The 15310-nt window shown below is 67.2% G+C and carries 15 protein-coding genes and 1 pseudogene; 7 read left to right on the top strand and 9 right to left on the bottom strand.

Going from position 1 to position 15310, the window contains the following annotated elements:
• Positions 1-449 precede the first annotated feature (449 nt).
• Positions 450-1385, bottom strand: coding sequence for an alpha/beta hydrolase (locus BLV94_RS30095; protein WP_072946784.1), 936 nt, complete (start codon positions 1383-1385; stop codon positions 450-452).
• A 76-nt stretch (positions 1386-1461) separates the two neighbouring features.
• Between BLV94_RS30095 and pip the strand changes: the two genes are divergently transcribed.
• The gene (pip, locus tag BLV94_RS30100; RefSeq protein WP_072946783.1) at positions 1462-2418 is read left to right on the top strand and encodes a prolyl aminopeptidase; all 957 of its coding nucleotides are present in this window, start codon (positions 1462-1464) and stop codon (positions 2416-2418) included.
• A gap of 38 nt (positions 2419-2456) precedes the next feature.
• Complete coding sequence (locus BLV94_RS30105; RefSeq protein WP_072946730.1) at positions 2457-3362, top strand: amidohydrolase family protein; 906 nt, start codon at positions 2457-2459, stop codon at positions 3360-3362.
• Between the two features lie 26 nt (positions 3363-3388).
• On the opposite strand, the gene BLV94_RS30110 is transcribed toward BLV94_RS30105, so the two are convergent.
• Together BLV94_RS30110 and BLV94_RS30115 are read right to left on the bottom strand one after the other, a co-directional pair.
• Positions 3389-4555 carry a serine hydrolase domain-containing protein gene (locus BLV94_RS30110; protein ID WP_072946731.1) on the bottom strand — a complete coding sequence of 389 codons (1167 nt, stop codon included), beginning with the start codon at positions 4553-4555 and terminating at the stop codon, positions 3389-3391.
• Between the two features lie 279 nt (positions 4556-4834).
• Positions 4835-5884, bottom strand: a complete 1050-nt coding sequence (locus BLV94_RS30115; protein ID WP_174705543.1) for an NAD(P)H-dependent flavin oxidoreductase — start codon at positions 5882-5884, stop codon at positions 4835-4837.
• Positions 5885-6341: 457 nt separating this feature from the next.
• Here BLV94_RS30115 and BLV94_RS30120 point away from each other — a divergent pair, with 457 nt between their 5' ends.
• Positions 6342-6536, top strand: a complete 195-nt coding sequence (locus BLV94_RS30120) for a hypothetical protein (protein ID WP_005565087.1) — start codon at positions 6342-6344, stop codon at positions 6534-6536.
• A 103-nt stretch (positions 6537-6639) separates the two neighbouring features.
• Here the strand turns inward: BLV94_RS30120 and BLV94_RS48885 are convergent, their stop codons facing one another.
• Positions 6640-6816: a PAS domain-containing protein gene (locus tag BLV94_RS48885; protein ID WP_244163690.1), complete on the bottom strand. Its 177-nt coding sequence runs from the start codon at positions 6814-6816 to the stop codon at positions 6640-6642.
• A 225-nt stretch (positions 6817-7041) separates the two neighbouring features.
• Positions 7042-7242 carry a hypothetical protein gene (locus tag BLV94_RS48890; protein ID WP_072946732.1) on the bottom strand — a complete coding sequence of 67 codons (201 nt, stop codon included), beginning with the start codon at positions 7240-7242 and terminating at the stop codon, positions 7042-7044.
• Between the two features lie 250 nt (positions 7243-7492).
• Between BLV94_RS48890 and BLV94_RS30125 the strand changes: the two genes are divergently transcribed.
• Complete coding sequence (locus tag BLV94_RS30125) at positions 7493-7720, top strand: hypothetical protein (protein WP_072946733.1); 228 nt, start codon at positions 7493-7495, stop codon at positions 7718-7720.
• A 192-nt stretch (positions 7721-7912) separates the two neighbouring features.
• On the opposite strand, the gene BLV94_RS30130 is transcribed toward BLV94_RS30125, so the two are convergent.
• Positions 7913-10270: an arylsulfatase gene (locus BLV94_RS30130; protein WP_072946734.1), complete on the bottom strand. Its 2358-nt coding sequence runs from the start codon at positions 10268-10270 to the stop codon at positions 7913-7915.
• A gap of 468 nt (positions 10271-10738) precedes the next feature.
• On the opposite strand from BLV94_RS30130, the gene BLV94_RS48895 reads away from it, so the two are divergent.
• The 3 genes from BLV94_RS48895 to BLV94_RS30145 are packed head-to-tail and all read left to right on the top strand — an operon-like array spanning position 10739 to position 11937.
• Positions 10739-11104 carry a hypothetical protein gene (locus tag BLV94_RS48895; protein WP_072946735.1) on the top strand — a complete coding sequence of 122 codons (366 nt, stop codon included), beginning with the start codon at positions 10739-10741 and terminating at the stop codon, positions 11102-11104.
• A 21-nt stretch (positions 11105-11125) separates the two neighbouring features.
• The gene (locus BLV94_RS30140; RefSeq protein WP_083395717.1) at positions 11126-11587 is read left to right on the top strand and encodes a hypothetical protein; all 462 of its coding nucleotides are present in this window, start codon (positions 11126-11128) and stop codon (positions 11585-11587) included.
• Positions 11584-11937, top strand: coding sequence for a hypothetical protein (locus tag BLV94_RS30145; protein WP_072946737.1), 354 nt, complete (start codon positions 11584-11586; stop codon positions 11935-11937). The genes BLV94_RS30140 and BLV94_RS30145 overlap by 4 nt, the downstream gene beginning before the upstream one ends.
• A gap of 256 nt (positions 11938-12193) precedes the next feature.
• Here the strand turns inward: BLV94_RS30145 and BLV94_RS30150 are convergent.
• The 3 genes and pseudogenes from BLV94_RS30150 to BLV94_RS30160 all read right to left on the bottom strand — a co-directional run.
• Positions 12194-12894 (bottom strand): annotated as a pseudogene (locus BLV94_RS30150) (class I SAM-dependent methyltransferase); the annotation flags it as partial.
• A gap of 29 nt (positions 12895-12923) precedes the next feature.
• Complete coding sequence (locus BLV94_RS30155) at positions 12924-14153, bottom strand: cytochrome P450 (RefSeq protein WP_072946738.1); 1230 nt, start codon at positions 14151-14153, stop codon at positions 12924-12926.
• Between the two features lie 74 nt (positions 14154-14227).
• Positions 14228-15073: a DUF4097 family beta strand repeat-containing protein gene (locus BLV94_RS30160; protein WP_072946739.1), complete on the bottom strand. Its 846-nt coding sequence runs from the start codon at positions 15071-15073 to the stop codon at positions 14228-14230.
• Between the last annotated feature and the right edge of the window lie 237 nt (positions 15074-15310).

Below are 15310 nucleotides of genomic sequence, written 5' to 3' on the forward strand. Positions count from 1 at the left end.
GCGGGGCGACGACACCGGTCAGAGCAAGGCCCCGGGCGTGAAAGACCCTGCCCAGCGGAATGAAGTGGACACCGACGACGAACAGCGTCCACGCCGCGTCGTACGCCTGATGCCCGACCGCGGCAAGGAGGAGGTTTCCGACCACGATCAAAACCACCTCCACCGCAACGGTGAGCCAGTAGCGGCGGCGGACTCGTGGGTCTGCCATCGGAGAGCCGGTCGTCGTCAGTCGGCGCACCAGCAGCACCACCAGCGCGACCAGGAGTAGCGCCGAGATCACCGACCCGGCGACCACGTACGGGACCCACGGTGCGGGCGGGTCCTGCTGCGCCCAGCCGAACCAAGCGATCCCCGCGACCGCCAGCACCGCTGCGCCGATCACCTCGCCGCGATCCCAGAGCGCCGCGATCGGTGCTACGGAACTATCGGACAACTGATTCGAACGGTGCTCACTGATGCCGACCACCTCCTGCAGTCTCGCGTCGGTGGCCGTTCAGCCACATCTGCATGTCGTCGTGGGCCGCCCGAGCCATCGGGGTCGGGTGGCCGGTGAATCCGTGGGGTGAGTCCGGGTAGATACGGAGATCGACGTCGACGCCCGAAGCGGACAGTCGTGCGGCCATTGCCAGGTTGTCCTGAAGCAGGATGTCGGCGTCCCCGACCACCATCAGGATCGGAGGCAGATCGGTGAGGTCGGCGTAGATCGGGGAGAGGTCGGGATGAGTGCGGTCCGACGCCGCGCCCGCGTAGGCGTCGAGGAAGTACTCGTCGGCGATCAGGCGTCCGGCGGGTGTCTGCGCGCTGAGGTCGTACGTTCCGAACTGCAGCACGGCGGAATCAATGGCGAATATCCCCCGATCGCGCAGCCGTAGAAGCGTGGTCATTGCGAGCGTTGCACCGGCCGAGAAGCCGCCGATGGAGAGCTTCGTCGTCCCGAAGCGGTCCGCGGCGTGCTCGACGAGCCAGAGTGCGGCGGCTTCGCAATCGTCGGGTGCGGCCGGCCACGGGTGTTCCGGAGCGAGCCGGTAGTCCACGCTGACGACCGCGACGCCGAGCGCGTCCGCGAGTCGGCGGTTGCGGACGTCACTGCCGGCAGCCGACCCCATGTAGAAGCCGCCGCCGTGGATCTCCAGGTAGACACCCGTCGCGGCCCGGCCGACGGGGGCGTGAATCCGCAGCGGGACTCGAAGACCACCGCTGACGACGACCTCCTCGACAGCCGGCGGTTGCGACGGGGCGGGGGCGGGGGCATCGGCTCGGACCGATCGAAGTTCCGCCCCGCTACTCGGACTCCGACCGGCGACGCGCTTCGCGTAGAACGCCCGCGACGCGTCGACGAGAGGCAGCAGGCGCGGGTCGATCAGATCAGTCAGTCCGAAGTGCATCGAGATCACAGTACGGACAGGACCCGCAATCCATCTCGTGACGCGCGGACGTCCGGCGTCGTGGCAGGGTGAGGCGGTGGGCGACGCACTGTATCCGGCGGTAGAGCCGTACGAGTCCGGACTCCTCGACGTCTCCGACGGTCACCGCGTGTACTGGGAGACCGTCGGGACCCCGACCGGGACCCCCGTCGTGTACCTGCACGGCGGACCGGGCTCGGGGAGTACCGCGGGAGCGCGACGCTATTTCGACCCGACCGCGTTCCGGGCGGTGCTGTTCGACCAGCGCGGGTGCGGTCGCAGCACGCCGTTGGCGGACGGCCCCGACTACGACCTGGGGTCGAACACGACCGCGCACCTGGTCGACGACATCGAGCGCCTGCGTGAGCATCTCGGGATCGAGCGGTGGATCGTCACCGGCGTCTCGTGGGGCGTCAGCCTGGGATTGGCATACGCACAGAAGTGCCCGGAGCAGGTGATTGCGGCGGTGTTCGGTGCGGTCACCACGGGTTCCCGGCGGGAGATCGACTGGATCACCCGCGCCATGGGGCGCGTGTTCCCGCAGCAGTGGGAACAGTTCGTCGCGGCGGTGCCGGATAGTGAACGGGCGGGAAACCTCCCGGCCGCCTACGCCCGCCTGCTGGCCGACCCGGACCCGGAGGTGCGCCGGACGGCGGCAATGAGGTGGTGTGCGTGGGAGGACACGCATGTTTCGCTGATGCCGGGGTGGCAGCCGAACCCGCGCTACGACGATCCCGCATTCCGGAGCGTGTTCGCGCGGTTGGTGACGCACTACTGGTCACACGACTGCTTCCTCGCCCCGAACGAGATCCTCGACGGGATGGGTGCCCTCGCCGGCATCCCGGCGATCCTGGTGCACGGACGTTACGACGTGTCCGGGCCGTTGGACACCGCGTGGGAGATCGCGCGGGCCTGGCCCGGCAGCCAGTTGGTCGTGCTCGACGACGCCGGGCACGGGGGAGAAGGATTCGCCGCCGCAGTCACCGCCGCCGTGGATAGTTTCAACGCGAGTTGAGCTCAACCAAGTCTCGGCCGGTCGTGCAGAAGTGAAATATGCTGTGTGAGGTGGACATTGTCGATGCGCACCATCATTTCTTGAATCTGCCCGACCTCGCGTACCCGTGGATCGACAATCGCCCACCCGCGCTGACCGCGCTGCTGTCGAATTACTATGACGCGGCACGCCGATACCTGCCGCACGACTACCGGGCACAGGTCGACGGGATACCCGTCGCGGCCTCGGTCGCGTGTGAGTTCGGAGCAGCGGACGGTGTCGCGGAGGCCCTCTGGATTCAGGAGTGCGCCGATCGTGTCGGCGTTCCGAACGCCTTCATCGCGGCCGCGCAGCTCGAATCGGATGGTCTGGCAGATGTTCTCGCGCGATACCGGGATCTGCCGGTGGTCCAGGCGGTGCGTCAGCCGTTGTACTGGGCGGAAGACCCCGTCAAGCGTCTGGGTGCGCGGGGCGACTACCTGTCGGACCCGGCCTGGCTGCACGGGTTCGAGAAGGTCGCCGACGCGGGGCTGGTGTGGGAGCTGCTCGTATACGACGAGCAGCTACCCGACACGCACGAACTCATTGCTGCGTTTCCCGACACCACCTTCGTGTTGGAGGCGGTCGGCTGGCCCGTCGACCTCACTGCCGACGGCTTCTCCCGGTGGGAAGAACGCCTCGGTGCGGTGAGTCAGTTTCCGAACGTCGTCCTCAAGTTTCAGGGAATCGCCCTCATCTTCGGAACTTCGCTGGACGCGATCGGGAGCTGGGTGCGGACGGCGCTCAGAATCTTCGGCGCCGGACGATGCATGTTCGCCTCCCATTACCCGATCGACCATCTGCTGTGGGACAGCGACACCATGGTGTCCACCGTGCAGGCAGCCCTCGACGACCTGTCGTCGGCGGAACAGGCTCTGTTCTTCGGCGAAACCGCGCGGCGGGTGTATCGCCTGCCGGCGCGTTAGGCTCACCGAACGCACCACAGCGGAGATCAGACGTTCGGGGGTCGGTCGGGGACGAGGAGAGCGCCGATGTCTTTGCCGATGGGGACGGCGTTGTTGGTGTCGGAGTTGGCTTTCGGTCCGAGGGTGCAGTAGACGACGATCGTCGTGTCGGTTTTCGTGTCGTAGAAGGCGACGCCGTTGTAGCCGCCGAATGCTGGGTTCATGTAGAGCCAGTCGTCGATGTGGACGACCCCGAACGCGAAGTACTTCTGCGCCGTCATGGGGCCGAGGCCGGCGGTGCTGGGGGCCATCATTTCCTTGAACTGCTCCTCGGAGAGCAACTTGCCTGCGGCGAGCGCACGCACCCACACGGAGACGTCGGCCAGGGTGGAGTTCATGTTGCCGCTGTTGAGGAATGCGGTGGGGTTCCAGAACGTGGAGTCCTCGAAGACGCCACGTTCATTCGTGTAGCCGTGCAGCGTCGGCTCCGTCATCTGGGGTGTGAGGACGACGACGCTGTCGTTCATGCCGAGCGGGTCCAGGATGCGCTGCTGGATCAAATCGTGGAGGGTCGTGCCGGTGGCCTTCTCGAGGACCACGCCGAGCAGGCACAGATCGCTGTGGGCGTACGCCCAATTGGTGCCGGGTTCGAACAGCGGCGGCCGCGCGTTGGCGAGGTCGAAGATCTGCTGCGCAGTGAAGCCCGCCATCGGGTTGGCGTAGAACTGCTTCAGGAATTCGGGGTCGGTGACGTAGTCCGCGATGCCGGTGGTGCTGTTGGCGAGCATCCGCGGGGTGATCTTGTCGGCGCGCGGGAAGTCGGGGACCCATTCGGCGATCGGCTTGTCGAGGGGGACGACGCCGTCCTTGTCGAGTTGCAGCAGCACCGTCGACAGCATCGGCTCCATCGGCTGACCCACCCGCAGCTGCATGTCGGGCGTCGCGGGGACGCCGATCGGGGATCCGCCCAGCGCGCCGACGGTGACCTGCTCGTCGCCGCGCCACACACCGAACACGGCGGACGAGAGGTCGAGTTCGGTCATCTTGCCTTGGACGATCTGTTCGATCTTGGCGACGTCGGGCGATTCCGGGACTGTCGACTCCGTCCCACCGCCGCTGGTGTCATCCGATCCGCAGGAGAGGGTGGCGAATCCGATGGCGACGGCAAGGGCGGCGGATGCACCGCGCATCCACCGGTGAGTCGGCTTACTCATAACGGACGATCCCTTCGACGAGCGGGAATCTTGCGGGAGCAGCGATACGTGAATCTACCGTCGCCGACGCCGCGCGGGGAGCAAACGGCGGGTGCGCCCCGTCCGATCCGGTGACCGTGGTGCCTGCCGGCGTTCTCCCGAAGCCTGAGCAGCACATTTCTGATCGCGACCCGCCCAAGGGCATATGAAACACGGCGATGCCGGCTCTAACTCAGCGATGAAATACGGGGTGGCAACTGCTGTACACGACGGTGGCTCGGCGCGGACCCGACACTGAGGTCACGGCGGTGAGATCCGCTTCGCCGCAGCCTCGAGCGATACGCGGCACCCCTTGACCAGGCGCTGCACCACCTCGGCGGCGGGCCGATCCTTAACGAGCTGGTAGGACTGCCCGGCCCAGAGATTCACCGCTTCGCCGTCTCCGCTCTCACGCGCGGCCTGGCGCAGCGGCGACGTCGCGTAATGGATCTCCGGGTAGGCAGCGGGTGCGGTGGCGGTGTGTTCGTCGAGGAATCGGTTGCGGATGCCACGCGCCCACCGTCCGGTGAACGCACGAGTGAGCGCGGTCGGCCGGCCCCTGGTGAGTGCGTCGCGCACCACCGCCGAGGTACCCGCCTCCGGGCAGCGCATGAAGACCGATCCGAGCTGCGCGGCGGCTGCACCAGCTGCCAGCGCCGCGGCCAGCCCAGCGCCGGTGGTGATGCCGCCGCTGGCCACCAGGGGGACCGGGAAGACGGTGCCGCGCAACAACTGCATCAACGCGATCAGGCCGATCGGGTCGGTGAGATCGTCGCCCGGACGGGAGAGGAAGGTGGCACGATGACCGCCGGCTTCGGCTCCTTGCGCGATCAACACGTCCGCGCGCGCAGTCACGGCGACCTGCGCCTCGATGGTCGACGTGACGGTGACCCACACCTCGGACCCGACGGCGTGCAGTCGCTCGATCTCTGTCGGCGACGGGCAGCCGAACGTGAACGACACCACCGCAACGGGATCGGCGACGAGGAGGTCGAGCTTGGCGGACCAGTCGTCGTCGTCGAAACGCGGTTCGCCGACTTCGGCTCCGGTCGCGGCGAGCTCGTCGAGGTACGGCGCGATCTGCTCGACCGGTGTCGGCTTTCCCGGCGCGAACAGGTTCACACCGAACCGCGCCGAGGTGAGCTGCCGCGTCTGTGCAATCCGTTGTGCCAGTGTGCCGGCGCTCAGATATCCGGCCGCGAGGATGCCGAACCCGCCCGCCTCGGTGACGGCCGCGGTGAGTTCTGGCGTGGACGGTCCGCCGGCCATCGGGGCAAGAACGACGGGCGCACCGATGTCGTCGAGGATCACGCGGACTCCAATTCTTCGAGTACCAACCCGACGGCGCCGAGAATCAACACGATCCGCATCCCTCCAGTATTCCCCGGCCGTCGGGGTGGTCGCCGGTGAATCGAGATCCGGCCCGGCGGGGATGCCGCCGCGGGGACCGGGGTATCGGCGGAGCCATCTGCTGCGCGTTCGGCGAGACAGTGCAGCGGCTCGTCGTCGCTCTCACCGCACGACGTGAGCAAACCGGCGGACTGCGTCCTCGGTCATCTCCTGAGTTGTCGCGGAGCGTGATGCATGCCTGTGTCAACCTCGCGTACCGTTTTTCGATGCCTCTATTGACGGAAGTGCCAGGTCCAAGCGATGATTTAGGTATCCCACCTGCGGGTGGGGAGGGCCCGTCCCTCTGTTGGAGATCACTCATTGGGCAGCACCACAACGGTCGCTGTCGTCGCGTGTCCGCCAACAGACGGAGGTCCACATGGCCCAACCCGAAATTCTCGTCTCGATCGCCTTGGTGATTGCCGCGTGCTTTGTCTTCTTCGTGACCGCCTGCCTGGTCACCGCCATCCTCATTGTTATCCTCACCGGCAGCACCGCCGGTCTCCGCGACTTCGCGAAGGTGATCGTCGCCCTCGGCCGGGTGATCCGATTCTGGTTCCGGTTCGGTAACTGACGCGCGAGCCCTCAAACGCGAGGACAGTCCCCGGCCTCGGGTCGGGGACTGTCCTCACTTGGATTTCGCCTATCAGTGTTTCCGCATTGCCGTTCCGGGGCTCTCACAGTATGGGTGCGTTCTCATGTGCGTCGAACGGTCGCGGCGAGCCGATGGCGGTGTCATTCAGGTGGATCACCTGGTGGACGTGCAGGCCGGCGATCTCGGGCAGGTCGTATCCGAGCAGTGTCGCGAACGTCTGATTGACGTCGAGCAGGCGTGACTGGTCGTGCATGAGCATCGGAATAAGGCTGCGCGCCAACAGGTACCGCACTCCTCGCCGCTCAGCGCCACCGCCGTGCGCCGGTGGCGGTGTGTGCGGATATTCGGGTTCCAAATCTCTGTGGTCCGCGAGATCGGTCGGGGTGCTCTCGGTGCCCGGGCGGACGCCGCGCGTCTCGCGCGCTGACCCACCCTGCGGGGCGGTACCGTTGCTGGCCCCGCTGGTCGTGGTCGGCCGTGCGAGTCAGGTCGGCTCGGTGGTCGTCCCGCCGGTGATCGGTGCCGCCTGCGGGTCGGGACGGTCCATCCGCTCGAGATGGGCCTTGATCCACTCGGTGGTGTGTGTCCGTGCGGAACCTGGGGGCGTGTACTCGGCCGGTCCGTCGGTCATGGCGTCCTTTCGTGTGGAGTAGTAGCGGAGGGCGTTCGGGTGGCGTTGCGTCATCGGTGGTCGGTGCCCGAGCGGTTAGTGAGATCCGGGCAGGTTCGACGTGTCGGTGTCGATCTCTTCGGTGGACGGTCCTCCGGGGGCGGCTGCTGGCGAGTACTCATGGAAGAGAGCGTGCCCGCACGGATTGAACACGCGGTAAACACTGTCGTCGGTGTGAGCCTTTCGAGCGACTCTCGCCGATCGAGATCTTGCTCGCCCGGCGCTCTTACGCTGGGAGGACCACGACACCAGCGGGAGAAGGATCATGAGTTACGAAGCGATCTACGACGGGGTCCGTTATCCGCTCGCCGATGCGGCCGCCGCCCACGGCCTCGAGGACGCCATCAGGGGCATCTTCGAAGACCACGGCAATGGCGGATTCGTCGGTTTCGTCAGCCAGAACTCGACGGTTCGCCTCCTGATTACGCCGGCGACTCCGGTCGCGATTCGGGGCAGCGACGAGCCGAACCCGAGTGTCGTCTCTCGCTGGTAGCCGCGCGGGCCGCTGGCCGGCGAGGCGCGCAGCAGACAATACCGCGACGGCCGATCAGGACGCTGACGCCCACATCTCGGAGTTGGTGGGGCCCAACAGGAACGCTGATCGGTGGACATGGCCGACGGAAAGCGGGGGCTCCGCCGAGCACATCATGTCGGCAGAGCCCGACGCCTCGTCGTCTCGATCTTGCTACTCGCGGGAGAGCATGGCGGCGGCTGCGCGTTCGAGGTCGACGTAGGGTTCGCCGCTGACGTCGACGGCGACCCGGTTCAGGGTGCCGCCGGTGAACGCCCAGGGTGTGGTTCCGGGGTAGTCGTCGGTGACGGCTTCGGCGCCCCCGCGGCCGGCGGTGAGGCCTGCGCCGCCGAGACCGAACGGGCCGGGTTGGGTCCGGATCCGGCCCTCGCCGACCTTGCGGTCGCCGTAGTACAGGCTCAGCACGCCTTGGGCGGTGCCGGGCGGATCTTCACCGTCCTTGTCGAAGGAGGCAGCCAGGATTACGTTGTGACCGGTCGGCACGTCTTCGGTGGCGTCGATCCTCTGCTGTTCGCTGCCGAGGAAGTTGTAGACGTAGTGCAGCCGGTTGTCCCTGACGTACAGGGTGTGGCCGCCGAACCGGCCGCCGTGGGCGAACAGCACCCCGGACGCGCCCGGGTCGGGGATGTCGACGAGTGCCCCGATCGAGTAGGAGCGGTTGCGGACACTGACCGCGACCGACTCGGGCACCGGGGCGCCGCCCGGACGGTAGACGTAGCGGTTGCGTGGGGCCACCGGCTGCGGGCGTGGGGTGGTGAGGATCTCGACGGGCTGGCGGTCGTCGAGCGGCAACGCCTGGTTGGCGCCGGCCTCGTGGAACCACAGCCCGACCAGCTCGGCCAGTCGGCCGGGCTCCTCGGCGGCGAGGTCGCGGAGCTCGGCGCGGTCCACATCGGTGTGGTAGAGCTCCCAGGTGTCGTCCGGGAAATGGCTCCAGCCGCTGATCGTGGGGTGGGTGGTGACGGCCTTCCAGCCGTCGTGCCAGATCCCCCGGCTACCGAGCATCGAGTAGAACTGGGTGTGCTTGGCGGTGGGGATGGTGCCGGTGTCGAAGCTGTACCGCATGCTCACCCCTTGCAGCGGGTGCTGGGCGTACCCCTTGATCGTGTCCGGGAGTTCGAGGCCGAGGCAGTCGAGCAGGGTCGGGACCAGGTCGATGGCGTGGTGGTACTGGTCGCGGGTCTCGCCGCGGGCGGTGATCCCGGCGGGCCAGGAGATCAGGCACGGGTCGCAGGTGCCGCCGTTGAAGGTGTAGCGCTTCCACATCTTGAACGGGGCGTTGAAGGCCATCGCCCACCCGTTGGGGTAGTGGTTGTAAGTGTTGGTGCTGCCGAGTTCGTCGAGCATCATCAGGTTCTCGGCCAGGTCGTCGGGCACGCCGTTGAACATCTTGTTCTCGTTGACCGAGCCGTTGGGTCCGCCCTCGCCGCTGGCGCCGTTGTCGGAGACCAGCACGATGATGGTGTTGTCGAGTTGCTCGATGTCCTCGAGGTAGGCCAGCAGGCGGCCGATCTGGTCGTCGCAGTGCGACAGGAATCCCGCGTACACCTCGGCCATCCGGGCGAACAGGCGCTTCTCGTCGTCGGACAGGGTGTCCCAGGGGCGGGTGAAGTCCAGCGGCGGGAACGGCTGACCGTCGAGGCCGGTGCGGTTCTCGGGGGTGCCGACCGGGTTGAGCGGGGGCAGCTCGGTGTTCTGCGGGACCAGACCCATTTCCTTCTGCCGGGCCAGGATCTGCTCGCGCATCGCCTCGTACCCGGTATCGAACTTCCCGCGGTAGCGATCGGCCCATTCGCGGGGCACGTGATGCGGGGCGTGCGCGCAGCCCGGCGCGTAGTACAGGAACACCGGGCGGTCAGGGGCGATCGCCTTGACGTCGTCGAGGTACTCGATGGCCCGGTCGGTGATGTCGACGCCGAGGTGGTACCCCTGCTCCGGGGTGGTCGGAGCCTGAACCGGGTGGTTGTCGTGCACCAGGTCCGGGTACCACTGGTTGGTCTCCCCGCCGAGGAAGCCGTAGAAGCGTTCGAAGCCACGGCCGATCGGCCAGTTCCGTTTGGTGGACGCCGCGTTCATCTCGTCCTGGGCGCACAGGTGCCACTTTCCGACCATCGCGGTGGAATAGCCGTGCTCGACCAGAATCTCGGCGAGGGTGGCACATTCGGGTGGGATGTGCCCGTTCGCGCCTGGGAAACCGCTGGCGGCCTCGCTGATGCAGCCCATCCCGTTGGTGGTGTGATTGCGGCCGGTCAGCAGGCAAGAGCGGGTCGGGGAACACAGCGCGGTGGTGTGCCACTGCCCGTACCGCAGCCCGTTCGCGGCGATCTTGTCGATGTTCGGGGTCTCGATCGGGCCGCCGTAGCAGCCCAGGGCGCCGTAGCCGACGTCGTCGAGCACGATGTAGAGGACGTTCGGCGAACCGGGCGGCGCCTTCGGTTGCTCGTACGGACCCCAGTCCGGGATCGAATCACGAATATCGAGATTGACGACACCTCTGAACGGCTTGGCCATGACCGGCTCCTCGATCGATCGGGTCTGCCCCCCTTTAATCCACCAAAGCACTACCCACCCGGTCATCGCCAGAGGCTAATGGGGTAACACATCGGCGGGACGACCCGCGTGACACCAAGCCCACTGCGCTGGTGGGGGTGGCCCGAGCGCGCACGCGATCGCCGCTCGACATGGGCGTGGCTCCGTCGCCACGCAGGTCGCCCCCGGCGTCGTGAGCTCGGGGATGAGAGCTGCCGCTGACCTGCTGCCGGCCCCTCGGTTGGGGGTAGGGCCTCGCGGGGATCTCCGATTCGATCGCAGCTTCCTCGTCGTGATGTCGCAGGATGACGGCCCGAGCTGATCGCGTCGGTCGGTCACGGGATGCTCGACCTCACCATGCCGTATCTGCGCGAGTACCTGCGCGAGCACGCCGCCGAACGCGTCTGACGGCAGTCGGCGTATTTCAGTTCCCCCGCTGGCCGTCCTTTCTTGCGGTGGGCCACCCGTATCGGCGTCGTCAGCACCCATCACGCAGCGGCGGCCCGCGCCCTCTGGGTACTCGCCGCGCTCGCCTTCGTGGGCACGTCCGCCTCGGAGGTCTCGGTGACCCTGGTCATCACTCTCGTGGTCGCGATCGCGGCAACAAGTGCCCTGGTCACGGTCACCCGGGAGCCGGCAAAGTCAGCGGCCGCGCGACGGGGCGCGCAGTCCGGGTATCCGGGTGTGCGGTGCGGCCACGCCGCGACAGCGATGGCTCCGATGAGACAGGTGAAATACGACGGTTCACCGATTCGGATCCTGGACGAATCTGATCAGCGGAGCCCCTGCCCATATCTTGCCGACCACACACTTTAAAAGTACATTGAAAGTATGTCTGTGGGTGAGGTGCCGTTCTCGGATATCCAGAACAAGGGGAAGGCGACACTGTCGGAATGGCAGCGGTCGGGAGCGCGGCCGCTGCGGGTGACGCGCCGCGACGATGAGGATCTGGTGTTGATGACGGCGGCGCGGGCGGATCAGGCACGGGAGGTGCTCGCGGCGGCGACGGCGATGGTCGACGCCCTGCTGCACTCGGATGACCGTGATCTGGTGCGCAAGGTAGTTGCGGCGGCGTTCCCGTGGGTGAGCTACCTCTCGGGTGAGGAGGTCGCCGACTTCGTCGACGAGCTGATCGCCTCGCTGCGGGCAGGCTCATCGCTGGATAATCCGGCTCCGCCGGCCCGCACGATCGAGACGTGGCGCCACACGGCGGAGGTGTATGCCGATCCGGAGCTGGCCCGGATCCTGTCGGCGTCGACTGAGGGTGACTTCGGGGCCGTGCCGGTGCCGGAGCTGTGAGCCCGAAGCGAGGCGAGCGAGTCGCGCCGCCGGCGGCCGGAGAGTTGTGGGACCTGCGGTTCGCAACTAGCGATGCGGCAAAGGGGTGGGACGAGCTGTGCCGGCAGGCGCCGGCGAACACGCTGGTGGCGTACGAGGAGATGCGACGCCGCGCGGTCGCGCAGGAGTCGACCACACGCCATCACCAGTTGAAGGGCAAGCTCGCGACCGGGGTGCACAACGGTGTTGAGATGGAGCAGTGGCAGTACGAGGTCACCTCCGGTGGTCGGGTCTGGTACGTAGTGGACATCGAGCACCGCACCTTGTGGCTGAAGCACGCGGGTACTGGACATCCCAAGCAGACTGAATAATGTTGCTGAGCAACTGAATGGGGCGAATCGACGCCATCGAGTCCGGGGTGGTGGCAGCCCACGGCTTGCGTGAAGTCTACCGACTGAGAATGGCCGAACATGATGTCAATCCAGCCGGCCTATCGATGTCCGGGCTCAGGTACGCCGACCCCCTCGGAGTCGTTCTTCGCTCCGACTGAACCTGTTCGGGCTGTTCGAATGCGTCGGATATGTTCGTGGACCTCAGGTTTCGAGATTCAAGTGATGATGACCTTTGGTCTCGGGGCTGGTTGGTGTGATGGTTGCCCACCGCGCCTGTCGGTGGTCCCAGTAGCGGGTGCGATCGTGTGAGCGCCCGCTGGCTGTCCAATGCCTGATGGAAGGGCTGCGGTGGGGCGTTAGCCTGTGGGCGCGTAGGACCACGTCGTGGGTGTGGTGTGCGCCCGCGCCGCCGCTGATCGAGCGTTCCCGCACTTCGTTGACGTCGGTGTGCCAGCTGTCATCGAGTAGCGCTGCCACGTCACCGGGTGTGACCCACTCATCGGGTTCGAAGCCGTGCTCGCGTGCCGCGGCCGCGTCGCGGATGTCGTGGTGCACGACCAGCAGGGTGCCGCCCGGTGCGACGGCGGAGATCAGTGCGCGTTCGGCGGCACGGTCGGCGGTTCTGCGCAGGGCGGGGTACTGGGCTGAGACCAGGTCGAAACCACCCGGGGGTAACTCGGCATCGAGCAGTCCGCTCAGCACCCAGGTGATGTCCACGTTTTCCCTGTCTGCGTGGGCCCGGGCCCGGTGGAGGGCGATGTGCGAAATGTCCAGCGCGGTGACGGCCCATCCCTGGCGGGCGAGCCAGAGTGCGTCGGCGCCTTCACCGCAGCCGACGTCCAGGGCGCGTCCCGGGCGTGCGCCGGTCATCTCGTCGACGAGTGCGCCGTTGGGTTCTCCGCTCCACACGCGATCGCGCTCGCTGTAGCGCGCATCCCCCGTGAGTACTTATTAACCGCCCGACGTTAATAAGTACTCACGGGCCGAAGGCACACCGGAAGTTCATGCACGCCATAGATGTTCATGTCGGACTTGAGCTTCACCTCGCCCGCCGGGACGGCGAGTTCGAGATTCGGGAAGCGGCGCAGCAGTCCCTCGAAGCCGGCGCGCATCTCGAGGCGGGCCAGTTGCTGGCCCAGGCACAGGTGGACGCCGTGGCCGAAGGACAGGTGACCGCGGGCCTTGCGGTGGATGTCCAGGGCGTCGGGGTTGTCGAAACGCAGGGGGTCGCGGTTGGCGGCCAGCAGGGAGACGACGACGGTCGATCCCTTCCCGATCGTCTCGCCGCCGAGTTCGATGTCCTCCGTGGCGTAGCGGTAGAAGATGTCGGCGACGGCCAGGTAGCGCGTGAGTTCCTCGACGGCATCGGACATCAACTCCGGGTCGGCGCGGAGTTCGGCCAGCTGCTCGGGGTGCTCGAGGAGCGCGAAGGCGCCCAGTGCCAGCATGTTGGCGGTCGTCTCGTGGCCCGCGAGCAGCAGCAGGAATGCGATGCCGATCAGCTCCTCGACGGTGAGGTCGTCGTCGCGGGCCAGGTCGGACAGGATGTCCTCGCCGGGTGCGGCACGTTTGAGCGCGACCAGTTCGGCCAGGTACGTGGTCAGCGCACCGTACGCGGCCATCTTCTCGTCGAGCGCCTGGTCCTTGACCAGGAACTTGGCCGTGTTGACCTGGAAAGTCTCCCGGTCCGCGTAGGGGACGCCGAGCAGTTCGCAGATCACCAGTGACGGCACCGGCAGTGCGAACTCCTTGACCAGGTCGACCGGCTGGGTCAGGCGCGCCATCTCGTCCAGTTGCCGCTCGACGACGTCGACGATGTGCTCCTCGAGTTGCTTCATGCGTCGCACGGTGAAGGCGCCGGTGAGCTTGCGCCGCAACCGGGTGTGGTCCGGCGGGTCCATCGCGATGAACAGCCCCGGGACCTGCGGGGACGGCTCGGTGGCGGCGGGCATGCCGGGCGTCTCGTACGGCACGTGCAGAATGCCGATGTCCGGGCGCGAGCTGAACCGGGTGTCGGCCAGAAGCCGGCGGACCGCGTCGTAGCCGGTGACGAGCCAGCCCTCGTGACCGTCGGGGAAGACCAGCGGACTGACGGGTCGAGCGTCGCGCAGCCGGGTGATTGCGCTGGGCGGGTCGAACGGTCCCGCATCGCGATCCATCGGGAGGCCGTGCGGGACGGGAACGGTTCGGCTCATCGGATGTCCTTCTCGTGCCGGGTGAGTGTGCTTGACGGTCATGGGTTCTCCTGTACTCCAGGGTCGGAAATGGATCAGGAACGGCGGATCGTGATGCCGCCGAACGAGGTGTGCGCACGCACCTCGGCCGTCCTGTCGGACGCCGCGGGCCGGGTGATGTCGTCCAGCGCGTTGTGTACCCGCCCGAACTTGGACTTCACGTCCAGCCGAGCGGCGGTGCCCTCGGCGATGCCGATCTCCAGGTCGCCCATCGCGGTCCCGACCTCGACCGAGCCGTGGGCCACCTCGGCGATGCGAATGCTGCCGTTGGCCGTCTTCGCCTCGACACTCGCGCCGGCCCGGTCGACGGAGATGGCGCCGTTCGCCGAGCGCACGCGGACGTCCCCGGTGACCGCGGCGATCGTGGTGTCGCCGTTGGAGTTCTTCACGACCACGGAGCCCGCGGTCTCGCCGATGCGTACCTTCCCGGAGCCGGTGCGGATCTCGGCGTTGCCCGCGACGCCGTCCGCGGTGACGTCACCGGCCGCGGTGTTCACGCGCAAGGAACCGGTCCGCTCGAGTCGGACGTTCCCGGCGGAGGTCTTGAACGTGCACTCCCCGAGCCGGCCCGTGCCACTGAGGTTTCCCACCTGCAACGAGCCGGATACCCGTGAACCGCTAGGTAATTCGATCGACACGTTCACCGACCGGGTCTTGCGGGAGAAGTCGAAGGCGCGCGCCTTCGGTCCCGTGACCTGAAGAACGCCGTCCGCGTAGTCGACGCGGACGTGCTGGGCGGCCTGGACGTCCGACTCGTCGGAGTCGTCGCTCGGATGCACATCGACGACGGTGTCGGTCCGGTCGCTCGCGGTGATCCGCACATTGCCGACGCCGAGGCCGAGCGTGACGGAAATCGGTTCGGGTGTCTCGAAATTGGGCATGGTTGTCCCCTTCGTCGTGGGTAGGTGGCACGTCTCGCAGGTCGGGGACGTGGTGTAGCGGGATGCATTGGCCGCATCCTCGATCGGCTCAGCCGGTGGTGCGGTCGCGATGTCTCTCATACGAGATCAAGTGCATGGCACCACTATGGCACCATGATGGCATCAACGCAAGGCCTAAGTGGCTCACCACGGGGATGGCGCGGCACCATGCAGTGGCTATCGACTGAAAAGCTGCTG

This window comes from Rhodococcus koreensis, from assembly GCF_900105905.1.
Taxonomy (GTDB): domain Bacteria; phylum Actinomycetota; class Actinomycetes; order Mycobacteriales; family Mycobacteriaceae; genus Rhodococcus_F; species Rhodococcus_F koreensis.